Source organism: Thioalkalivibrio halophilus (assembly GCF_001995255.1).
Taxonomy (GTDB): Bacteria; Pseudomonadota; Gammaproteobacteria; order Ectothiorhodospirales; family Ectothiorhodospiraceae; genus Thioalkalivibrio; species Thioalkalivibrio halophilus.
The window spans coordinates 82,508-97,044 of sequence record NZ_MUZR01000035.1; the positions used below are offsets into that span (position 1 = coordinate 82,508).

Here is a 14,537-nt window from a genome sequence, read left to right on the forward strand (position 1 = left end):
CCCCGGCTTCCGACTTCATTCCAGTGTCCGGGTTCCCGCCGCTACATTATCCGGACCCCGAAACGACAAGGGGGCGGCCACGGCCGCCCCCTCGTAAACCGGACGAACCCGGAGCACGCCTGCGCACCCGGGCCGTACGTACCGTGCTCAGTTCGGCTGGAGGCCGGCCATGTACTGGGCCACGGCCTCCATGTCTTCATCCGACAGGTTGCCGACGATGCCGCGCATCATCTGGCCGTTGTCGTTGCGACGTTCGCCGTCACGGAACTGCTGCAGCTGGTCCAGGCTGTAGGTCGCGTGCTGACCGGCCACACTGGGGAACATGGCCTCCGGATTGCCCTGGCCCTGAGCGCCGTGGCAGGCGATGCAGGCGGCCACGCCTTCCGACGGGATGCCGCCACGATAGATCTGCTCGCCGCGGGCGACCACGTCCTCGTCGGCGGTCTCGGTGGTGATGGTCTGCTCCGCGAAATAGGCCGCCAGATCCTTCATGTCCTGCTCGCTGAGGTCGGCGACCTCCCCGGCCATCAGGTTATCGTGGCGGAGCTCGCCTTCCTGGAAGTCGCGCAGCTGCTTGGCCGTATACTTCGGGTGCTGCCCGGCCAGCTTGGGCCATTCCGGATTGACGCTGTTGCCGTCAGCCTGGTGGCAGGCGGCGCAGGACTGCGAGAGCTCCTGACCGCGCTGGGGATCGCCCGCCTGGGCCGCCGACAGCGGGAGCATCAGGGAGACGGACAGGGCAGCAAAGAGAGCGGAAAGCTTGTGGTTCATGATGGAGAATCTCCTGCTTGTATATGCGTGCCGGGCCTCGACCCGTTCCTTGTGCCCCGTGTAAAAGGGCGATCAAAATCTGGGGCGCAGTTTATAGCACAACGCCAGGGAACCCACAAAAGTTTCCCACTGTCCCGCTCAGCTCAGGATGATTTCGATCATGCAACCACGTTTTCGTGAAACCGCCTTCTCCCGGGGCGTCGCCCGCCTCGACCAGCTCCCCGCGGACCAGGGGGTCGAGATCGCCTTCGCCGGGCGCTCCAACGCCGGAAAGTCCAGCGCGCTCAACGGCCTGTGCGGGCGCAAGGCCCTCGCACGGGTGGGACGCACTCCGGGTCGCACCCAGGAAATCAACATCTTTACGCTGCCGCCGGCGGAGGACTGGCGCCTGATCGACCTGCCCGGCTACGGCTACGCGAAGGTCTCCGCGAAACAGCGCGAGCACTGGGATCGCCTGCTGGGCGGCTACCTGCGCCATCGCCGGTGTCTGGCGGGCCTGGTCCTGATCATGGACATCCGCCGGCCGCTGACCGACCTGGACTGGCAGATGCTGGAATGGACCGGCGCCAACCGGCGGCTGCATTGCGTGCTGACCAAGGCCGACAAGATCTCGCGACAGGAAGCCGAACGCCAGCTGCACGCCACCCACGCACGTCTGGAAGAGGCCGGCATCGAGGCTTCGCTGCAGACCTTCTCCGCGCTCAAGAACCAGGGCGTCGACGACCTGCGCGGACTGCTGGCGGAATGGCTGGAGGAAGAAAACGCCGAGGACGGGGACGGAGGGGCCGAACAGGGCCCATAAAAAAGTGCCCCGATCCCGGGGAGGAGGATCGGGGCACCAGCGACCTCGACAGGGGGAGGCGAGGTCTTCCCGCTCAGGGAGAGAAGCGGGGAGCGCCGGGCCATGGCGCTCACCTTTTATGACGCATCACCGGCAGTGAAGTTCCCGGCCGTTCCTGTTCCGGACGGAAACTCGTCACAACCCGCGAAGCCGTGCGAAACCGCGGGGCTCACTCGCGTTCCGCGCGGGCCTGCAGGGTCGCCACCAGTTCATCCGCCGAAGTCCCGTGCGGATGGATTTCCAGCAGATCGCCCTCCGGCCCCACCAGGTAGGTGGACGAGCTGTGATCGATCACGTAGCCCATCGCGGACTGGCTGTCGGTCTTCTCGTAGAACACCCCGTACTGCTCCACCGCCGGCTCCAGCGCGTCGTGCGGGCCAGTGGCCGCCTGGATCCGGGGATGGAAATGGTCGGTGTACTCCGCCAGGTGCTCGCGGTCGTCACGCTCGGGATCCACGCTGACAAACACCGCGCTGACCCGGTCCTCCAGCGATTCGGGGAGCTGCTCCAGCGCCATCCGGATCCATCCGAGACTGACCGGGCAGGCATCCGGGCAGGAGGTGTAGCCGAAATAGAGCCACACATACTGTCCCTCCAGATCGCGCAGATCGAAGGCCTCCCCCTCGGTGGAGACCGGCAGCTGGAACGGGCCGCCGGTCACCCGGTCGGCCACCGGGATGTCTTCGTGAGTGGTGGCCTCGCCGGCTGGGGGGGGGCCCGGGACGAGCCAGACATACAGCAACAGCGCGGCCGCGGCGACGGCGGCCAGGGCCCACAGGAGGGTGGTCAGGGGAAGTCGGGACATCGCGCGCAATCCTCGGTGGAAGCCAGTACGTCAGTGATCGCGGGCGGTGACGAAGCGATACTGTACCCGCGCGGCGTCACCATCGCCTTCCGGAAGTACCGTCGCCGCCCAGGTCATCGCCTCGGTGGTGCAGATCGGCAGGGTGGTGGTGCCAGCGTATTCACCCGGGCCCACGCGTTCCAGGCGCGGGCGCTGGAAGCCCATGTACATCTCCACCCCGGCAAAATCCAGCTCGACCCACTCGGGATCGCGCCCGTCGTGCCCGACATGGTGCAGATGCAGCTCCAGCTCCCGCAGCATGGGGACCGGGCGCGGGGTGATCTCGAGGGTCATCTGGCCACCCTCGGGGTGTTGTGCGGCACAGGCCCCTTCATTGAGATCGCAGATCTCCGGGGTCACCACCACGACAGCATCGCTGCCGCCACCGCCGGCCAGGTAGCGGTCCGCCGCCACCCAGCCGGCCGCCAGCAGCAACCCGGCCACCAGCCAGGGGGCCAGGCGGTTGAATCCGCGCGCCAGTGATTCGAGGTCGGCCATGGTCAGCCTCCGGTATGGCCCTCAATGGGCATCGTCCCAGTTATCTCCGACGCCGATGTCCACTACCAGCTCGACATCCAGCTCGGCCGCCCCGCCCATCGCGGCGCGGGCCCGTTCGCCCAGGGCCTCCACCGCATCGTCGGCGACCTCGAACACCAGCTCGTCGTGCACCTGCATGATCATGCGGGCATCGAGTCCGTTACCGTCCAGGTCCTGCGCCATGCGCACCATCGCACGCTTGATGATGTCGGCCGCGGTGCCCTGCATCGGGGCATTGATCGCCACCCGTTCGGCCTGCTGCCGGCGGGCCCCGTTGCGGCTGTTGATCTCGGGCAGGTACAGCCGGCGCCCGAACAGGGTTTCCACGTAGCCCTGCTCGCGCCCGCGTTCGCGCGCCCGCTCCATGTAGTCGTGCACGCCGGGGTAGCGGTGGAAATAGCGGTCAATGTATTCCCGCGCCTCGGCCTGCTCGATCCCCAGGTTGCGCGCCAGCCCCCAGGCCGACATCCCGTAGATCAGGCCGAAGTTGATAGCCTTGGCCGCGCGCCGCTGCTCGCTGCTGACTGCCTCCGGATCAGCGCCAAAGACCTCGGCCGCGGTAGCGCGATGGATGTCCAGCCCGTCGGCGAAGGCCTGCAGCAACCCGGCGTCCTGCGACAGGTGGGCCATGATCCGCAGCTCGATCTGCGAATAGTCGGCCGCCAGCAGGCGGTACCCCGGCTCGGCAATGAACGCCCGGCGGATGCGCCGGCCGGCCTCGGTGCGCACCGGAATGTTCTGCAGGTTGGGCTCGGAGGACGACAGGCGCCCGGTGGCCGCGCCGGCCTGGTGATACGAGGTATGCACCCGCCCGGTCTCCGGGTGGATACGCCGCGGCAGGGTCTCGGTATAGGTACTGCGCAGCTTGGACAGGCCACGGTGCTCCAGGATCAGCCGGGGCAGGGCGTAGTCGTCCGCCATCTGCTCCAGCACGTCCTCGGCGGTGGAGGGCTGGCCCTTGGGCGTGCGCCGCAGCACCGGCAGGCCCAGGCGCTCGAACAGGATCTCCTGGATCTGCTTGGGCGAGCCGAGATTGAACTCGGTACCGGCCTCGTCGAAGGCCTCGCGCTCGATGCGCTCCATCTCGCTCAGCAGCTCCTGGCTCTGCTCGCCGAGCAGGTCCGGGTCCACCTTCACGCCGGCGCGCTCGATGTCCGCGAGCACCGGCACCAGCGGCATCTCGATCTCGCGGTAGACGAAGGCCGGGCCCTCGGCCTCGTTCAGGCGCGGCCGGAACAGGGCGTCCAGACGCAGGCAGATGTCCGCGTCCTCGCCGGCATAATCGGTGGCGATGCCGACGTCCACCTCGGCGAACGGGATCTGTTTCGCCCCCTTGCCGGCCACGTCTTCGTATTTCGTGGTGCGGTGATCCAGATGGCGCTCGGCCAGGGAATCCAGGTCGTGCCGGTTGGCGCCGGCGTCGAGGCAGAACGACTGCAGCATGGTGTCATCGACGATGCCGCGCAGCACGATGCCATGGTTGCCCAGCACGTTGCGGTCGTACTTGAGGTTATGGCCGAGCTTGCCGTGTTCGGCCGATTCCAGCCACGGCCGCAGGCGCTCCAGGGTCGCCTCGCGCGGGAGCTGCGGATCGGCATCCGGACCGCTGTGGGCCAGCGGCAGGTAGTACGCGGTACCTGCCTCGAACGCGAAGGACATGCCGATCAGCTCGGCCCGCATCGCCTCCAGGCTGCTGGTCTCGGTGTCGAACGCGACCCGCGCGGCGCCCTGCAGGCGTTCCAGCAGCTCCGTGAATGCCGCCTCGTCCCGCACGGTGTGATATTGCGCCGCCGGCCCCGGATCGGCATCACCGCCGTTACCGGAGGCAGCGTCGCCGGCGTCGCCGCCTTCAAGCTCCGCCCGCCAGCGGGAGAACCCGTGGTGGCGCACCCGCTCCAGCAGCTGCTGCGAATCGGGCTCGCGCAGCTCGAGGTCATCGGGGCCCAGCGGCAGATCGACATCCCGGCGCACGGTGATCAGCTCGCGCGAGGTCGGCAGGCGATCGGCCGCGGCGCGCAGGTTCTCGCCGATCTTGCCGCCGATCTCGTCGGCCCGCTCGAGGATGGTGTCGAGGTCGCCGTACTTCGCGATCCATTTCGCCGCGGTCTTGGGCCCGACCTTCTCGACCCCCGGGATGTTGTCCACGCTGTCGCCCATCAGCGCAAGGTAGTCGACGATCTGCTCCGGCTCCACGCCAAACTTTTCGCGCACCCCGGCGGGATCCAGCACCGTGCCGCTCATGGTGTTGACCAGGGTCACGTGGCCGTCCACCAGCTGGGCCAGGTCCTTGTCCCCGGTGGAGATCACCACATCCTGCCCGGCAGCCGCGGCGCGATCGGCCAGGGTGGCGATCACGTCATCCGCCTCCACCCCTTCCACGCACAGCAGCGGGAAGCCCATCAGCTGCACCAGCTCGTGCAGCGGCTCGATCTGCGCCGCCAGCTCCTCCGGCATCGGCGGCCGGGTGGCCTTGTATTCAGGGTAGATCTCGTCGCGGAAGGTGGGCCCCTTCGCGTCGAACACCACCCCCATGCGCTCGGGGGCATAGTCCGCGCGCAGCTTGCGCAGCATGTTGGCCACGCCGTAGAGCGCCCCGGTGGGGTGGCCGTCGGGGGCGGTCAGCGGGGGCAGGGCGTGGTAGGCCCGGAACAGGTAGGAGGAACCGTCGACCAGGACGAGCGGGGCTTGCGACATCATGCGGATCCGGCTGGGCTTGCGAGGGAAGCATTCTAGCAGGCTGCGGGGCCCGGCCCGAGCAACGCCGGCGCGATTTGTACGCCCGTCGGGCCACGGTTAGTCTAGGCGCCCCAGAGTGCAAAGAATGCGCCCCGATGAACGATCAAGATCGAGCGGAACACCCCGGGCTGCGGCCCATCGACGATTCCTCGCTGACCCGCGAGAGCTGGAAGATCTTCCAGATCATGGCGGAGTTCGTGGAGGGCTTCGAACGCCTGGCGCACATCAAGCCCTCGGTCAGCGTGTTCGGGTCGGCACGCATCCCGTCGGACCACCCGGATTATCTGCTCGCGGAGCAGATCTCGCGCCAGCTGTCGGACGCGGGTTTCGCGGTCGTCAGTGGCGGCGGGCCGGGCATCATGGAGGCGGCCAACAAGGGGGCGTTTGCCGGTCACTCGCCCAGCATCGGGCTCAACATCCAGCTGCCGCACGAACAGCACGCCAACCCGTACCAGGACATCGGGCTGGGGTTCCGGCACTTCTTTTCGCGCAAGGTGATGTTCGTCAAGTACGCCTCCGCCTACGTGGTGCTGCCGGGCGGCTTCGGCACGCTGGACGAGCTGGCCGAGATCCTGACCCTGGTGCAGACCGGCAAGACCCGCCGCATCCCGGTGGTGCTGGTGGGCAGCAAGTTCTGGGAAGGCCTGCTGCAGTGGTTCGAGGACGCGCTGGTCACCCATGGCACCATCGATGCCGAGGACCTCAATCTATACTCGGTGGTGGACACCCCCGAGGAGGTCGTGGACGTGATCTTCGAGTACTACGAGGCCCGCAGCTTCGAGCCCTCGGCGGAAGAGAAACAACGACTGATGGAGCTCTGATGATGACGAGCACCCGCGCCACGGCGCTGGCCGCTGCCCTGCTGGGCCTTTTTCTCGCCGCCGGGCCGCTGGCGGCCCAGGACTTCGAGGACGCCCCGCCACCGCCCGACATGCCCGACGAGGCCGCCCCGCCTCCGGTACTGGACGAGCGCGCCCGCCAGCTGCAGGAGCTGGAGGAAGCCGACGTCATCATCATGGAGCGCGACGGCGAGACCCGGCGCGAATACCGCGTGGACGGCGACCTGGTGATCGTTGAGGTCAACCCCGCCGCCGGACCCACCTACTACCTGGTGGATGTCACCGGGGAAGGCGACCTGCGGCGCCGTGACGACCTTTCCCCCGATTTCACCCCGCCCCGCTGGAGGATCCTGGAATGGTAAGCACGCAGTCGACCGTGGAACTGCCGGCCGCGGGTGCCGCGGCGCTGGAAGCAGCCTTTGCCGCTGCCCGGGCGGCCGGCGCTCCGCTGGGGCTGCCGGCCGATGGCGATGCCCCGCAGCTTGACGGGGATCGCGCGCACTGGACCCTGGAGCGCGGCAACGCCGCGGAGCCCGGGGCGATCGCCAGTGGTCCCGGCACGCCGGAGGCGCTGGGCCGCCTCGCGGCCCGCTGGCAGGCCTGGCATCCGGCGGAGGCCCTGCCGCAGGACGGCGTCTGGCGCCGCGGCGTGCTGCAGCAGCAGCTGCGCGAACGCACCGAAGACCTGAGCGCAACCCTGGACGAACAGGCGCGCGAACAACTGAACCGCGAGCTGCATCATCAGGGGCTGTACCGGTTCGAGGACCTGCCGGTGGCCGGCAGCTTCTGGCACTCGGTCAGGCGGCACGGCGAGCACACCGGACTGGCGGATCTGACGATCCCGCCGGCCCCCGTGCCGGCGTTCTGGCAGCTGGCGCGCATCGCACTTGCGGTGAGCGTGAACGAGGCGGGCGAACTGGACCGCGAACGTTACCGGGCCCTGCTGGGCGGCTATCACCAGGAGCGCCCGCTGAGCGCGATCGAACGCGGCGCCGCCCCGACCCTGCTGCGCATGGCCGCGCTCGACGACTGGCTGGAACGCATCGAGGCCGGCCGCGCACCCGCGGGCCCCGATCCGCGCCTGGCCGGCCTGCAGGACGCCGGCACCCGGGTGCAGTCGGTATGGGTAAGGCCCGCCGCCTGATGACCCCGCGGGCCTCCCTCGCGGGGCTTGTGGCCCTGGCCATCGCCGGGGCGCCGGGCATCGGCGTTCTGGCCTCCACCGAGGTCCACCGCTGGGTGGATGAAGACGGTGTGGTGCATTTCTCCGACGAGGCGCCGGGCGACGGGCGCAGCGAACGCATCGAGGTTCAGGAGCCGATGGGCGCCGTCCCCCTGGAGAATGCCCGCGAGATCCTCGAACGCCCGATCCGGCGGCCGGGAGAAGACCCGACGGACGACGATCCGGAGGAAGACGCGGCCGCGGACGAAGAGGCCGACGAAGAAGACGAAACTTCGATCGAGGACGTCCCGGTGCCCGTGGAACTGGTGGATTTCTGAACCGCCCGCGAACGTCGCACCACAATAATGCACGGAATGCCCTATAATGGGGCAATGACTGCACCTTATCGGCGCATGCCCGCGCAATGCCCCCGGACGAAGCGCCCCGGCCCCCCGTGACCATGCTGGCGCGCTTCATGCTTAAAGCCGGATGATGAGCCCGCATACGCCCCGTCCGTCCCCTCCGCTGCCCACCCCTCCGTGGTGGGACGACCTGTCCACGGCCGTCATGGTCACCGACGGAGAACTGCGACTGCAGGCCATGAACGGTTCCGCCGAGGTCCTTCTGGGACTCAGCCGCGAACGCATCCTCGGGCACCCGCTCGGCCACTGGCTGCATCTGGACCGCAACCTGTCCACACGCCTGCGCAGCGCGCTGGTCCAGGACCAGCCCATCACCCTGCGGGCGCGCCAGATGGAACCCCTGCGCGCGGAGAGCTTCCTCGCCGATGTGATCATCACCCCGCTGCAGGGCGAGGGCGACGAACCCGGGCGGCTGCTGTTCGAGCTCAGCGCCATCGACCGCCACGAACGGATCTCGCGCGAGGAGCAGCTACAGAAGCAGCAGGCCATCTCGCGCGCAGTCACGCGCGGGCTGGCGCACGAGATCAAGAACCCGCTGGGCGGCCTGCGCGGTGCCGCGCAGCTGCTGGCCGGGGAACTGGATGATCCCGACCTGCGCGAATACACGCGCATCATCATCCACGAGGCCGACCGCCTGCGTGCCCTGGTGGACCGCATGCTCGGCCCCAACAACATGCCGCAACGGACATCGGTCAACCTGCACGAGATCCTCGAGCACGTGCGCGGCCTGATCAGTGTGCAGCTGCCGCTGGGCGTGAAGATCCGCGGCGACTACGACCCGTCGATCCCGGAGATCAAAGCGGATCGCGACATGCTGGTACAGGCGCTGCTCAATCTGGTGCAGAACGCGCTGCAGGCTCTGGGTGACGAGGGCGATATCGTGCTGAGCTCGCGCATCCTGCGCCAGTACACCGTTTCCGGCAAACGGCACCGGCTGGTGGCGCGCCTGAGCGTGCGCGACAATGGCCCCGGAATCCCCGAGGAGGTCCGCGAACGGATCTTCTTTCCCATGATCACCGGTCGCGCCAGTGGCACCGGCCTGGGGCTGCCGATCGCGCAGAGCCTGGTGCAGCTGCATGACGGCCTGATCGAATGCCATTCACGGCCCGGCTCCACGCGCTTCGACATCCTCCTGCCCGTGGCCGGACCGCCCGCCAGCGAGAGCCCCGACGCATGACTCCGACGGTCTGGATCATCGACGACGACGATTCCATCCGCTGGGTGCTGGAACGCGCCCTGAGCCGATCCGATATCGCGGTGCGCGGGTTCGAGTCCGCCGACGCGGCATGGGCGGCCCTGGAGACGGAAGACACCCCGGACACCATCGTCGCCGACATTCGCATGCCGGGGCTCAACGGGCTCGATTTCCTGGCGCGCATGCAGAGCCGGGGTGACGCGCCGCCGGTGATCATCATGACCGCATTCTCCGATCTGGAGAGCGCGGTGGGCGCCTACCAGACCGGGGCGTTCGAATACCTGCCCAAGCCGTTCGACGTGGACGAGGCGGTGGCCCTGGTTCAGCGTGCCCTGGAGGCTCGCCGTGACAGCCTGGCGGCCGCAACGCCCGACGAGGGCAGCGCCGAGGAAACCCCGATCATCGGCGAGGCGCCGGCGATGCAGGAGATGTTCCGCGCCATCGGCCGCCTGTCACGCTCCAACATCACGGTGCTGATCAACGGCGAATCGGGCACCGGCAAGGAGCTGGTCGCACGCGCGCTGCATCAGCACAGTCCGCGGGCGGGGCAGCCGCTGATCGCCCTGAACACCGCGGCCATCCCCAAGGACCTGCTCGAGAGCGAGCTGTTCGGCCACGAGCGGGGGGCCTTTACCGGCGCCAGCCAGACCCGCAAGGGCCGCTTCGAGCAGGCCGACGGCGGGACCCTGTTCCTCGACGAGATCGGCGACATGCCGTTCGACCTGCAGACCCGCCTGCTGCGGGTGCTGGCCGACGGGACCTTCTACCGGGTGGGCGGGCATACCCCCATCCATACCGACGTGCGCATCATCGCCGCGACCCACCAGGACCTGGAGGAGCGAGTGCGCGCGGGTCAGTTCCGCGAGGACCTGTTCCACCGCCTCAACGTGATCCGCATCCATGTGCCGTCGCTGCGCGAGCGGCCGGAAGACATCCCGCTGCTGGTGAATCATTTCATGAGCGAGGTCGCCACCGAGCTGGGCGTGGAGCCCAAGGTGATGCGCCCCGAGGTGGTCGCGGAGATGCAGCGCCTGCCATGGCCGGGCAATGTGCGCCAGCTGGAAAACACCTGTCGCTGGCTGACGGTGATGGCCTCCGGACGCGAGGTGCACCTGGACGACCTTCCGGCGGAACTGCGCCGCGATGACACGCCCCGGTCCACGGGCACGCCGCAACCGGGACCCGGACCGGCACAGGCCGTGCCGGTCGAACCCCGGGAGTGGACCGATGAACTGGCGCGCGTGGCCCGCGAGCACTGGGAACGTGGCGACCGGGACGTGCTGGGGAGCCTGCAGCCGGCGATGGAACGCACGCTGATCCGCGAGGCGCTGCGGGCCTCGGGCGGACACCGCCAGCAGGCCGCGGCCCTGCTGGGCTGGGGCCGCAACACGCTGACGCGCAAGATCCAGGAGCTGGGTATGAACGAGGAGCGACCGTAACCGGCGGGCCCGGGCGCTGCCGGCGCGTCAGGCGCCGCAGCCGGAGAACCCCTCGTTCAGCTGCAACCGCCCGGTCAGCTCGCTCACGTGGCCGATCCCGTGGCGGTCCATGTAGTCGTTGATGCCGGCGAGGATCTTCGGCAGGCACAGCGGATCGTAGAACAGCCCGGTGCCCACGCCCACGGTGCTGGCCCCCGCCAGCAGGAATTCCAGCGCATCCTCGGCGCGGGTGACCCCGCCCTGGCCGATGATCGGGATGCCGTGGGCCTTCGCTACCTGGTGGACCTGGTGGACCTTCAGCAGCGCCACCGGCTTGATCGCCGGGCCCGACAACCCGCCCTGGTTGTTGCCGATCACCGCGCGGCCGCTCTCGGCATCCACCGCCATGCCCATCAGGGTGTTGATCACGGCAAAGCCGTCGGTGCCCGCCTCGATGCAGCGCCGGGCGTTCTCCGCGATGTCGGTCTGGTTGGGCGAGAGCTTGGTGATCAGCGGTTTCTGCGTGACCGAGCGGCAGGCCTCGACCACTCGCGCGGACATGTCCGGGTCATTGCCGAAGGCGACCCCGCCTTCCTTCACGTTGGGGCAGGAGATGTTGATCTCGATCGCGTCCACCGGGGAATCGTCGAAGGCCCGCGTGACCGCGATGTATTCCTCGATGGTGGAGCCGGAGACGTTGGCGATGAAGCGCGTCTCGTCGTAATCCAGCCCCGGCAGGATGCCGCCGACCACCTGTTCGACCCCGGGGTTCTGCAGGCCGATGGCGTTGAGCATGCCCTCCGGGGTCTCGTATACCCGGTGCGGCGGATTGCCGGGCCGTGCGGCCCCGGTGGTGCCCTTGAGACACACCGCACCGGCATCGCGGTTGGAAAAACCGGCCACCCGGGTATATTCCTCGCCGAAGCCGACACAGCCGGACAGCAGCACCAGAGGCGTGTTGAAATGCAGCCCGCAGAATTCCAGGGAGAGCCGCGAATCGTCGCGCGCTTCGCTCATGTTTCACATCGTCCTGTATCAGCCCGAGATCCCGCCGAACACCGGGAACGTCATTCGTCTGGCCGCCAACACCGGGGCGACCCTGCATCTGATCCACCCGCTGGGCTTCAGCCTCGACGAGAGCCGGCTGCGCCGCGCGGGGCTGGATTACCGGGAATGGGCCCGGGTCCGGGAGTATGACAGCCTGGCCGCCTGGCGGGAATCCGTGGCCCCGCAGCGGGTGTTCGCGATCACCACGCGCGGCACCTGCCGCTTTGATACCCCGGCGTTCGCCGCCGGCGATGCCTTCCTGTTCGGCCCCGAGAGCCGCGGCCTGCCGCAGCAGGAACTGGACGCGATCCCGGAGGAGCGACACCTGCGGCTGCCGATGCAGCCCGGCAGCCGCAGCCTCAATCTCGGCAATTCGGTCGCGGCGGTGATCTACGAGGCCTGGCGCCAGCTGGACTTCGCCGGCGGCGAATGAGCCGATGGGTCAGATATTCTCGGCGACCGGGTCGCGCTCCAGCAGGCGCCGCACCGCGTCGTGCACCCGCCGGCCACGGTAGAGCACCGCGTGCACCTCCTCGCAGATCGGCATCTCCACGCCGGCGGCATGCGCGCGTTCCACCGCCACGCGCGCGGTCTCGACCCCTTCCACCGACTGGCCCACCCGCTCGCGCGCGGTCGCCAGGTCGTAACCCTGGCCCAGCAAAAGACCGACGCGGCGGTTGCGCGACTGGTCGTCGGTGCAGGTGAGCAGCAGATCGCCGAGGCCGGACAGCCCGGTCAGGGTCTGCGGCCGCGCCCCCAGGGCCTCGCCCAGGCGCTGCAACTCGGCCAGCCCGCGGGTCAGCAGCGCGGCGCGGGCGTTGGCGCCGAACCCGGCCCCGTCGGCGATCCCGGAGGCCACCGCGAGGACGTTCTTGAACGCCCCGCCCAGCTCCACGCCGATCACGTCGGGGTTGCCGTAGATGCGCATGGAACCGCCGTGGAAGGCATCCGCCAGACGTCGCCGGCGCTCCGGATCGGCCGAGGCGGCGGTGAGGGCGGTGGGCTGACCGCGCGCAACCTCGGCGGCGAACGAAGGCCCGGAGATCAGGGCCGCCGGCTGTCCGGGGCCGAGTTCCGCCTCGGCCACCTCGTGCAGCCAGGCACCGGTCCCGGTTTCCAGCCCCTTGGTGGCCCAGGCCACGACCTGCCCCGGTTCCAGCCGGGGCCGCAGCCAGCGCAGGGTCTCGCGGAAGGCGCCCGAAGGCACGACCACCAGCACCAGGTCGACGCCGTCGACGACCTCCGACGCGGCGGTCACCCGCAGGTTGCGCGGGAAGGTCAGGCCCGGGAGATAGCGGGGATTCTCGCGTTCGCGCTGGAGGCGCTCGGCGGTCTCGGCCGAACGCCCCCACAGCCGCACGTCGTCGTGCAGGCGTGCGGCATGCACCGCCAGGGCGGTCCCCCAGGAACCGGCGCCCAGTACCGCGATGCGCATGCGCCGGGCCGGCTCAGGGGTTTTCGCTGGCCGTGACGGCGGCGCCGTTGCCTCCCTGGCCCTGACCCGAACCTTCCTGCTGTTCCTTCAGGTGCTTGGCATACAGCGCGTCGAAGTTGACCGGCTGCAGCAGCAGCTGCGGGAATCCGCCCTTCAGGACCAGGTCGGCGACCGTCTCGCGGGCGAAGGGGAACAGCGCATTGGGGCAGTAGGCACCCAGCAGCTGATTGCGTTGCTCCTCGGAGAAACCGCGCACGATGAACACCCCGGCCTGCTTGATCTCGACCAGGTAGCCGGTCTCGCCGTTGGATTCGGTGGTGACCGTCAGGCCCAGCTCGACCTCGTAGACCCCTTCCTGCTCGCCCACCGGGCGCGCCTGGGTGTTGAGCTGGATGCCGGTCTCGCCCTTCCATTCCTTGAGGAAGATCTCCGGGGCGCCGGGGGCCTCGAAGGACAGGTCCTTGATGAAGACCTTCTGCATGGAGAATTCGGGGCCATCGGAGCCCTGGCCGCCCTGTGCGGCCGCGTCGGTCTGGTTTTCTTCAGCCATGGTGCGTTCGGATCCTTTCAGGTGTTCGTGGAATCGCCGGCGTCCACGCCCCCGCAGGCCTCGATCAGGCGGTCCAGCTCGCCGGACCGTTCCATGGCGTGGAGTTCATCGTAGCCGCCGATATGGGTGTCCCCCAGGAAGATCTGCGGGACGCTGGTGCGTCCGTCCGCCCGCTGTTCCATCTCGTGGCGCAGCCCGGAGTCCCGGTCGATGCGGTATTCGTCGAAGCCGAGGTCGCGCTGGTTCAGCAGGCGGCGGGCGAGGATGCAGAACGGGCAGTGCCCGGTAGAGTAGACCTCGAAGCGCATGTCACTTCTTCTTCAGCGGCATGCCCGCATTTTCCCATGCCTGGATGCCACCGGAAAGATTGACCACGTCCTCGAAGCCGGCCGCCGTCAGCTGGTTCGCAGCCATGGAGGACCGGTTACCGCTACGGCAATACACCACCACGGGGCTGGATTTCCACGCCTCGATGTCCTGCATGCGCTTTTTCAGTTCGCCGAGGGGGATATGCTTCGCGCCACCGATGCGGCCGCCGGAGACCTCGTTGTGCTCGCGCACGTCCAGCACCAGGGCATCGTCCTGGTTCATCACGCGCACCGCTTCGGTGGGCGCCAGCTCGCGGTACTTGCGCGTCAGGCGCCGGAACTCGGCGTAGATGATCAGGGCAAGCACCGCGATCAGGGCGCCCGTCAGAATCGGGTTGTTGGCGAGGAATTCGGGCAGTCGTTCAAGCATGC

The 14,537-nt window shown here is 68.8% G+C and carries 17 protein-coding genes; 8 read left to right on the forward strand and 9 right to left on the reverse strand.

Features of this window, described 5'->3' with window-relative positions; translation table 11 throughout:
* Window positions 1–147: 147 nt before the first annotated feature.
* The gene (locus B1A74_RS09255) at window positions 148–771 is read right to left on the reverse strand and encodes a c-type cytochrome (RefSeq protein WP_077244459.1); all 624 of its coding nucleotides are present in this window, start codon (window positions 769–771) and stop codon (window positions 148–150) included.
* 160 nt (window positions 772–931) lie between these two features.
* On the opposite strand from B1A74_RS09255, the gene yihA reads away from it, so the two are divergent.
* Window positions 932–1,573 carry a ribosome biogenesis GTP-binding protein YihA/YsxC gene (yihA, locus tag B1A74_RS09260; RefSeq protein WP_077244460.1) on the forward strand — a complete coding sequence of 214 codons (642 nt, stop codon included), beginning with the start codon at window positions 932–934 and terminating at the stop codon, window positions 1,571–1,573.
* A gap of 208 nt (window positions 1,574–1,781) precedes the next feature.
* On the opposite strand, the gene B1A74_RS09265 is transcribed toward yihA, so the two are convergent.
* Genes B1A74_RS09265 through polA form a run of 3 tightly spaced genes read right to left on the reverse strand, consistent with a single transcriptional unit; the run spans window position 1,782 to window position 5,687 of the window.
* Window positions 1,782–2,417 carry an SCO family protein gene (locus B1A74_RS09265; RefSeq protein WP_024328664.1) on the reverse strand — a complete coding sequence of 212 codons (636 nt, stop codon included), beginning with the start codon at window positions 2,415–2,417 and terminating at the stop codon, window positions 1,782–1,784.
* A 30-nt stretch (window positions 2,418–2,447) separates the two neighbouring features.
* Window positions 2,448–2,954, reverse strand: a complete 507-nt coding sequence (locus B1A74_RS09270; RefSeq protein ID WP_024328663.1) for a hypothetical protein — start codon at window positions 2,952–2,954, stop codon at window positions 2,448–2,450.
* A gap of 21 nt (window positions 2,955–2,975) precedes the next feature.
* Entirely contained in the window at window positions 2,976–5,687 is a 2,712-nt protein-coding gene (polA, locus tag B1A74_RS09275; RefSeq protein WP_077244461.1) for a DNA polymerase I, read from the reverse strand.
* A gap of 137 nt (window positions 5,688–5,824) precedes the next feature.
* Here polA and B1A74_RS09280 point away from each other — a divergent pair, with 137 nt between their 5' ends.
* The 6 genes from B1A74_RS09280 to ntrC all read left to right on the forward strand — a co-directional run bounded on the left by B1A74_RS09280 (window position 5,825) and on the right by ntrC (window position 10,786).
* Window positions 5,825–6,550 carry an LOG family protein gene (locus B1A74_RS09280; RefSeq protein ID WP_018947224.1) on the forward strand — a complete coding sequence of 242 codons (726 nt, stop codon included), beginning with the start codon at window positions 5,825–5,827 and terminating at the stop codon, window positions 6,548–6,550.
* Window positions 6,550–6,930, forward strand: a complete 381-nt coding sequence (locus tag B1A74_RS09285) for a DUF2782 domain-containing protein (RefSeq protein ID WP_018947225.1) — start codon at window positions 6,550–6,552, stop codon at window positions 6,928–6,930. The genes B1A74_RS09280 and B1A74_RS09285 overlap by 1 nt, the downstream gene beginning before the upstream one ends.
* Window positions 6,924–7,712, forward strand: coding sequence for a hypothetical protein (locus tag B1A74_RS09290; RefSeq protein WP_077244462.1), 789 nt, complete (start codon window positions 6,924–6,926; stop codon window positions 7,710–7,712). The genes B1A74_RS09285 and B1A74_RS09290 overlap by 7 nt, the downstream gene beginning before the upstream one ends.
* A complete protein-coding gene (locus tag B1A74_RS09295; protein WP_077244463.1) occupies window positions 7,691–8,068 on the forward strand; it encodes a DUF4124 domain-containing protein in 378 nt (125 codons plus the stop codon). Before B1A74_RS09290 ends, B1A74_RS09295 begins: the two co-directional genes overlap by 22 nt.
* A gap of 154 nt (window positions 8,069–8,222) precedes the next feature.
* On the forward strand, window positions 8,223–9,329 hold the full coding sequence (glnL, locus tag B1A74_RS09300) for a nitrogen regulation protein NR(II) (protein WP_077244464.1): 1,107 nt from the start codon (window positions 8,223–8,225) through the stop codon (window positions 9,327–9,329).
* A complete protein-coding gene (gene ntrC / locus B1A74_RS09305; protein WP_077244465.1) occupies window positions 9,326–10,786 on the forward strand; it encodes a nitrogen regulation protein NR(I) in 1,461 nt (486 codons plus the stop codon). Before glnL ends, ntrC begins: the two co-directional genes overlap by 4 nt.
* Window positions 10,787–10,813: 27 nt before the next feature.
* On the opposite strand, the gene B1A74_RS09310 is transcribed toward ntrC, so the two are convergent.
* Window positions 10,814–11,782, reverse strand: coding sequence for a dihydroorotate dehydrogenase (locus tag B1A74_RS09310; RefSeq protein WP_077244466.1), 969 nt, complete (start codon window positions 11,780–11,782; stop codon window positions 10,814–10,816).
* On the opposite strand from B1A74_RS09310, the gene B1A74_RS09315 reads away from it, so the two are divergent.
* Window positions 11,781–12,245, forward strand: coding sequence for a tRNA (cytidine(34)-2'-O)-methyltransferase (locus B1A74_RS09315; RefSeq protein ID WP_077244467.1), 465 nt, complete (start codon window positions 11,781–11,783; stop codon window positions 12,243–12,245). The two genes, B1A74_RS09310 and B1A74_RS09315, sit on opposite strands and share 2 nt — an antisense overlap.
* A gap of 9 nt (window positions 12,246–12,254) precedes the next feature.
* Here B1A74_RS09315 and B1A74_RS09320 read toward each other — a convergent pair whose 3' ends face one another.
* The 4 genes from B1A74_RS09320 to B1A74_RS09335 are packed head-to-tail and all read right to left on the reverse strand — an operon-like array spanning window position 12,255 to window position 14,535.
* Complete coding sequence (locus B1A74_RS09320; RefSeq protein ID WP_019022530.1) at window positions 12,255–13,247, reverse strand: NAD(P)H-dependent glycerol-3-phosphate dehydrogenase; 993 nt, start codon at window positions 13,245–13,247, stop codon at window positions 12,255–12,257.
* Window positions 13,248–13,260: 13 nt separating this feature from the next.
* Window positions 13,261–13,797 carry a protein-export chaperone SecB gene (secB, locus tag B1A74_RS09325; protein ID WP_018868918.1) on the reverse strand — a complete coding sequence of 179 codons (537 nt, stop codon included), beginning with the start codon at window positions 13,795–13,797 and terminating at the stop codon, window positions 13,261–13,263.
* Window positions 13,798–13,814: 17 nt separating this feature from the next.
* Entirely contained in the window at window positions 13,815–14,105 is a 291-nt protein-coding gene (gene grxC, locus B1A74_RS09330; protein WP_077244468.1) for a glutaredoxin 3, read from the reverse strand.
* Window position 14,106: 1 nt separating this feature from the next.
* The gene (locus B1A74_RS09335) at window positions 14,107–14,535 is read right to left on the reverse strand and encodes a rhodanese-like domain-containing protein (RefSeq protein WP_018868916.1); all 429 of its coding nucleotides are present in this window, start codon (window positions 14,533–14,535) and stop codon (window positions 14,107–14,109) included.
* Between the last annotated feature and the right edge of the window lie 2 nt (window positions 14,536–14,537).

What these genes read in the sequence shown, in the direction of transcription:
- polA (WP_077244461.1), bottom strand. Translation starts at nt 5,687, where the DNA reads ATGTCGCAAGCCCCGCTCGTCCTGGTCGACGGTTCCTCCTACCTGTTC.
- B1A74_RS09295 (WP_077244463.1), top strand. Translation starts at nt 7,691, where the DNA reads ATGGGTAAGGCCCGCCGCCTGATGACCCCGCGGGCCTCCCTCGCGGGG.
- B1A74_RS09310 (WP_077244466.1), bottom strand. Translation starts at nt 11,782, where the DNA reads ATGAGCGAAGCGCGCGACGATTCGCGGCTCTCCCTGGAATTCTGCGGG.
- B1A74_RS09270 (WP_024328663.1), bottom strand. Translation starts at nt 2,954, where the DNA reads ATGGCCGACCTCGAATCACTGGCGCGCGGATTCAACCGCCTGGCCCCC.
- B1A74_RS09290 (WP_077244462.1), top strand. Translation starts at nt 6,924, where the DNA reads ATGGTAAGCACGCAGTCGACCGTGGAACTGCCGGCCGCGGGTGCCGCG.
- B1A74_RS09335 (WP_018868916.1), bottom strand. Translation starts at nt 14,535, where the DNA reads ATGCTTGAACGACTGCCCGAATTCCTCGCCAACAACCCGATTCTGACG.
- B1A74_RS09265 (WP_024328664.1), bottom strand. Translation starts at nt 2,417, where the DNA reads ATGTCCCGACTTCCCCTGACCACCCTCCTGTGGGCCCTGGCCGCCGTC.
- B1A74_RS09255 (WP_077244459.1), bottom strand. Translation starts at nt 771, where the DNA reads ATGAACCACAAGCTTTCCGCTCTCTTTGCTGCCCTGTCCGTCTCCCTG.
- B1A74_RS09285 (WP_018947225.1), top strand. Translation starts at nt 6,550, where the DNA reads ATGATGACGAGCACCCGCGCCACGGCGCTGGCCGCTGCCCTGCTGGGC.
- yihA (WP_077244460.1), top strand. Translation starts at nt 932, where the DNA reads ATGCAACCACGTTTTCGTGAAACCGCCTTCTCCCGGGGCGTCGCCCGC.
- glnL (WP_077244464.1), top strand. Translation starts at nt 8,223, where the DNA reads ATGAGCCCGCATACGCCCCGTCCGTCCCCTCCGCTGCCCACCCCTCCG.
- secB (WP_018868918.1), bottom strand. Translation starts at nt 13,797, where the DNA reads ATGGCTGAAGAAAACCAGACCGACGCGGCCGCACAGGGCGGCCAGGGC.
- B1A74_RS09280 (WP_018947224.1), top strand. Translation starts at nt 5,825, where the DNA reads ATGAACGATCAAGATCGAGCGGAACACCCCGGGCTGCGGCCCATCGAC.
- B1A74_RS09315 (WP_077244467.1), top strand. Translation starts at nt 11,781, where the DNA reads ATGTTTCACATCGTCCTGTATCAGCCCGAGATCCCGCCGAACACCGGG.
- ntrC (WP_077244465.1), top strand. Translation starts at nt 9,326, where the DNA reads ATGACTCCGACGGTCTGGATCATCGACGACGACGATTCCATCCGCTGG.
- B1A74_RS09320 (WP_019022530.1), bottom strand. Translation starts at nt 13,247, where the DNA reads ATGCGCATCGCGGTACTGGGCGCCGGTTCCTGGGGGACCGCCCTGGCG.
- grxC (WP_077244468.1), bottom strand. Translation starts at nt 14,105, where the DNA reads ATGCGCTTCGAGGTCTACTCTACCGGGCACTGCCCGTTCTGCATCCTC.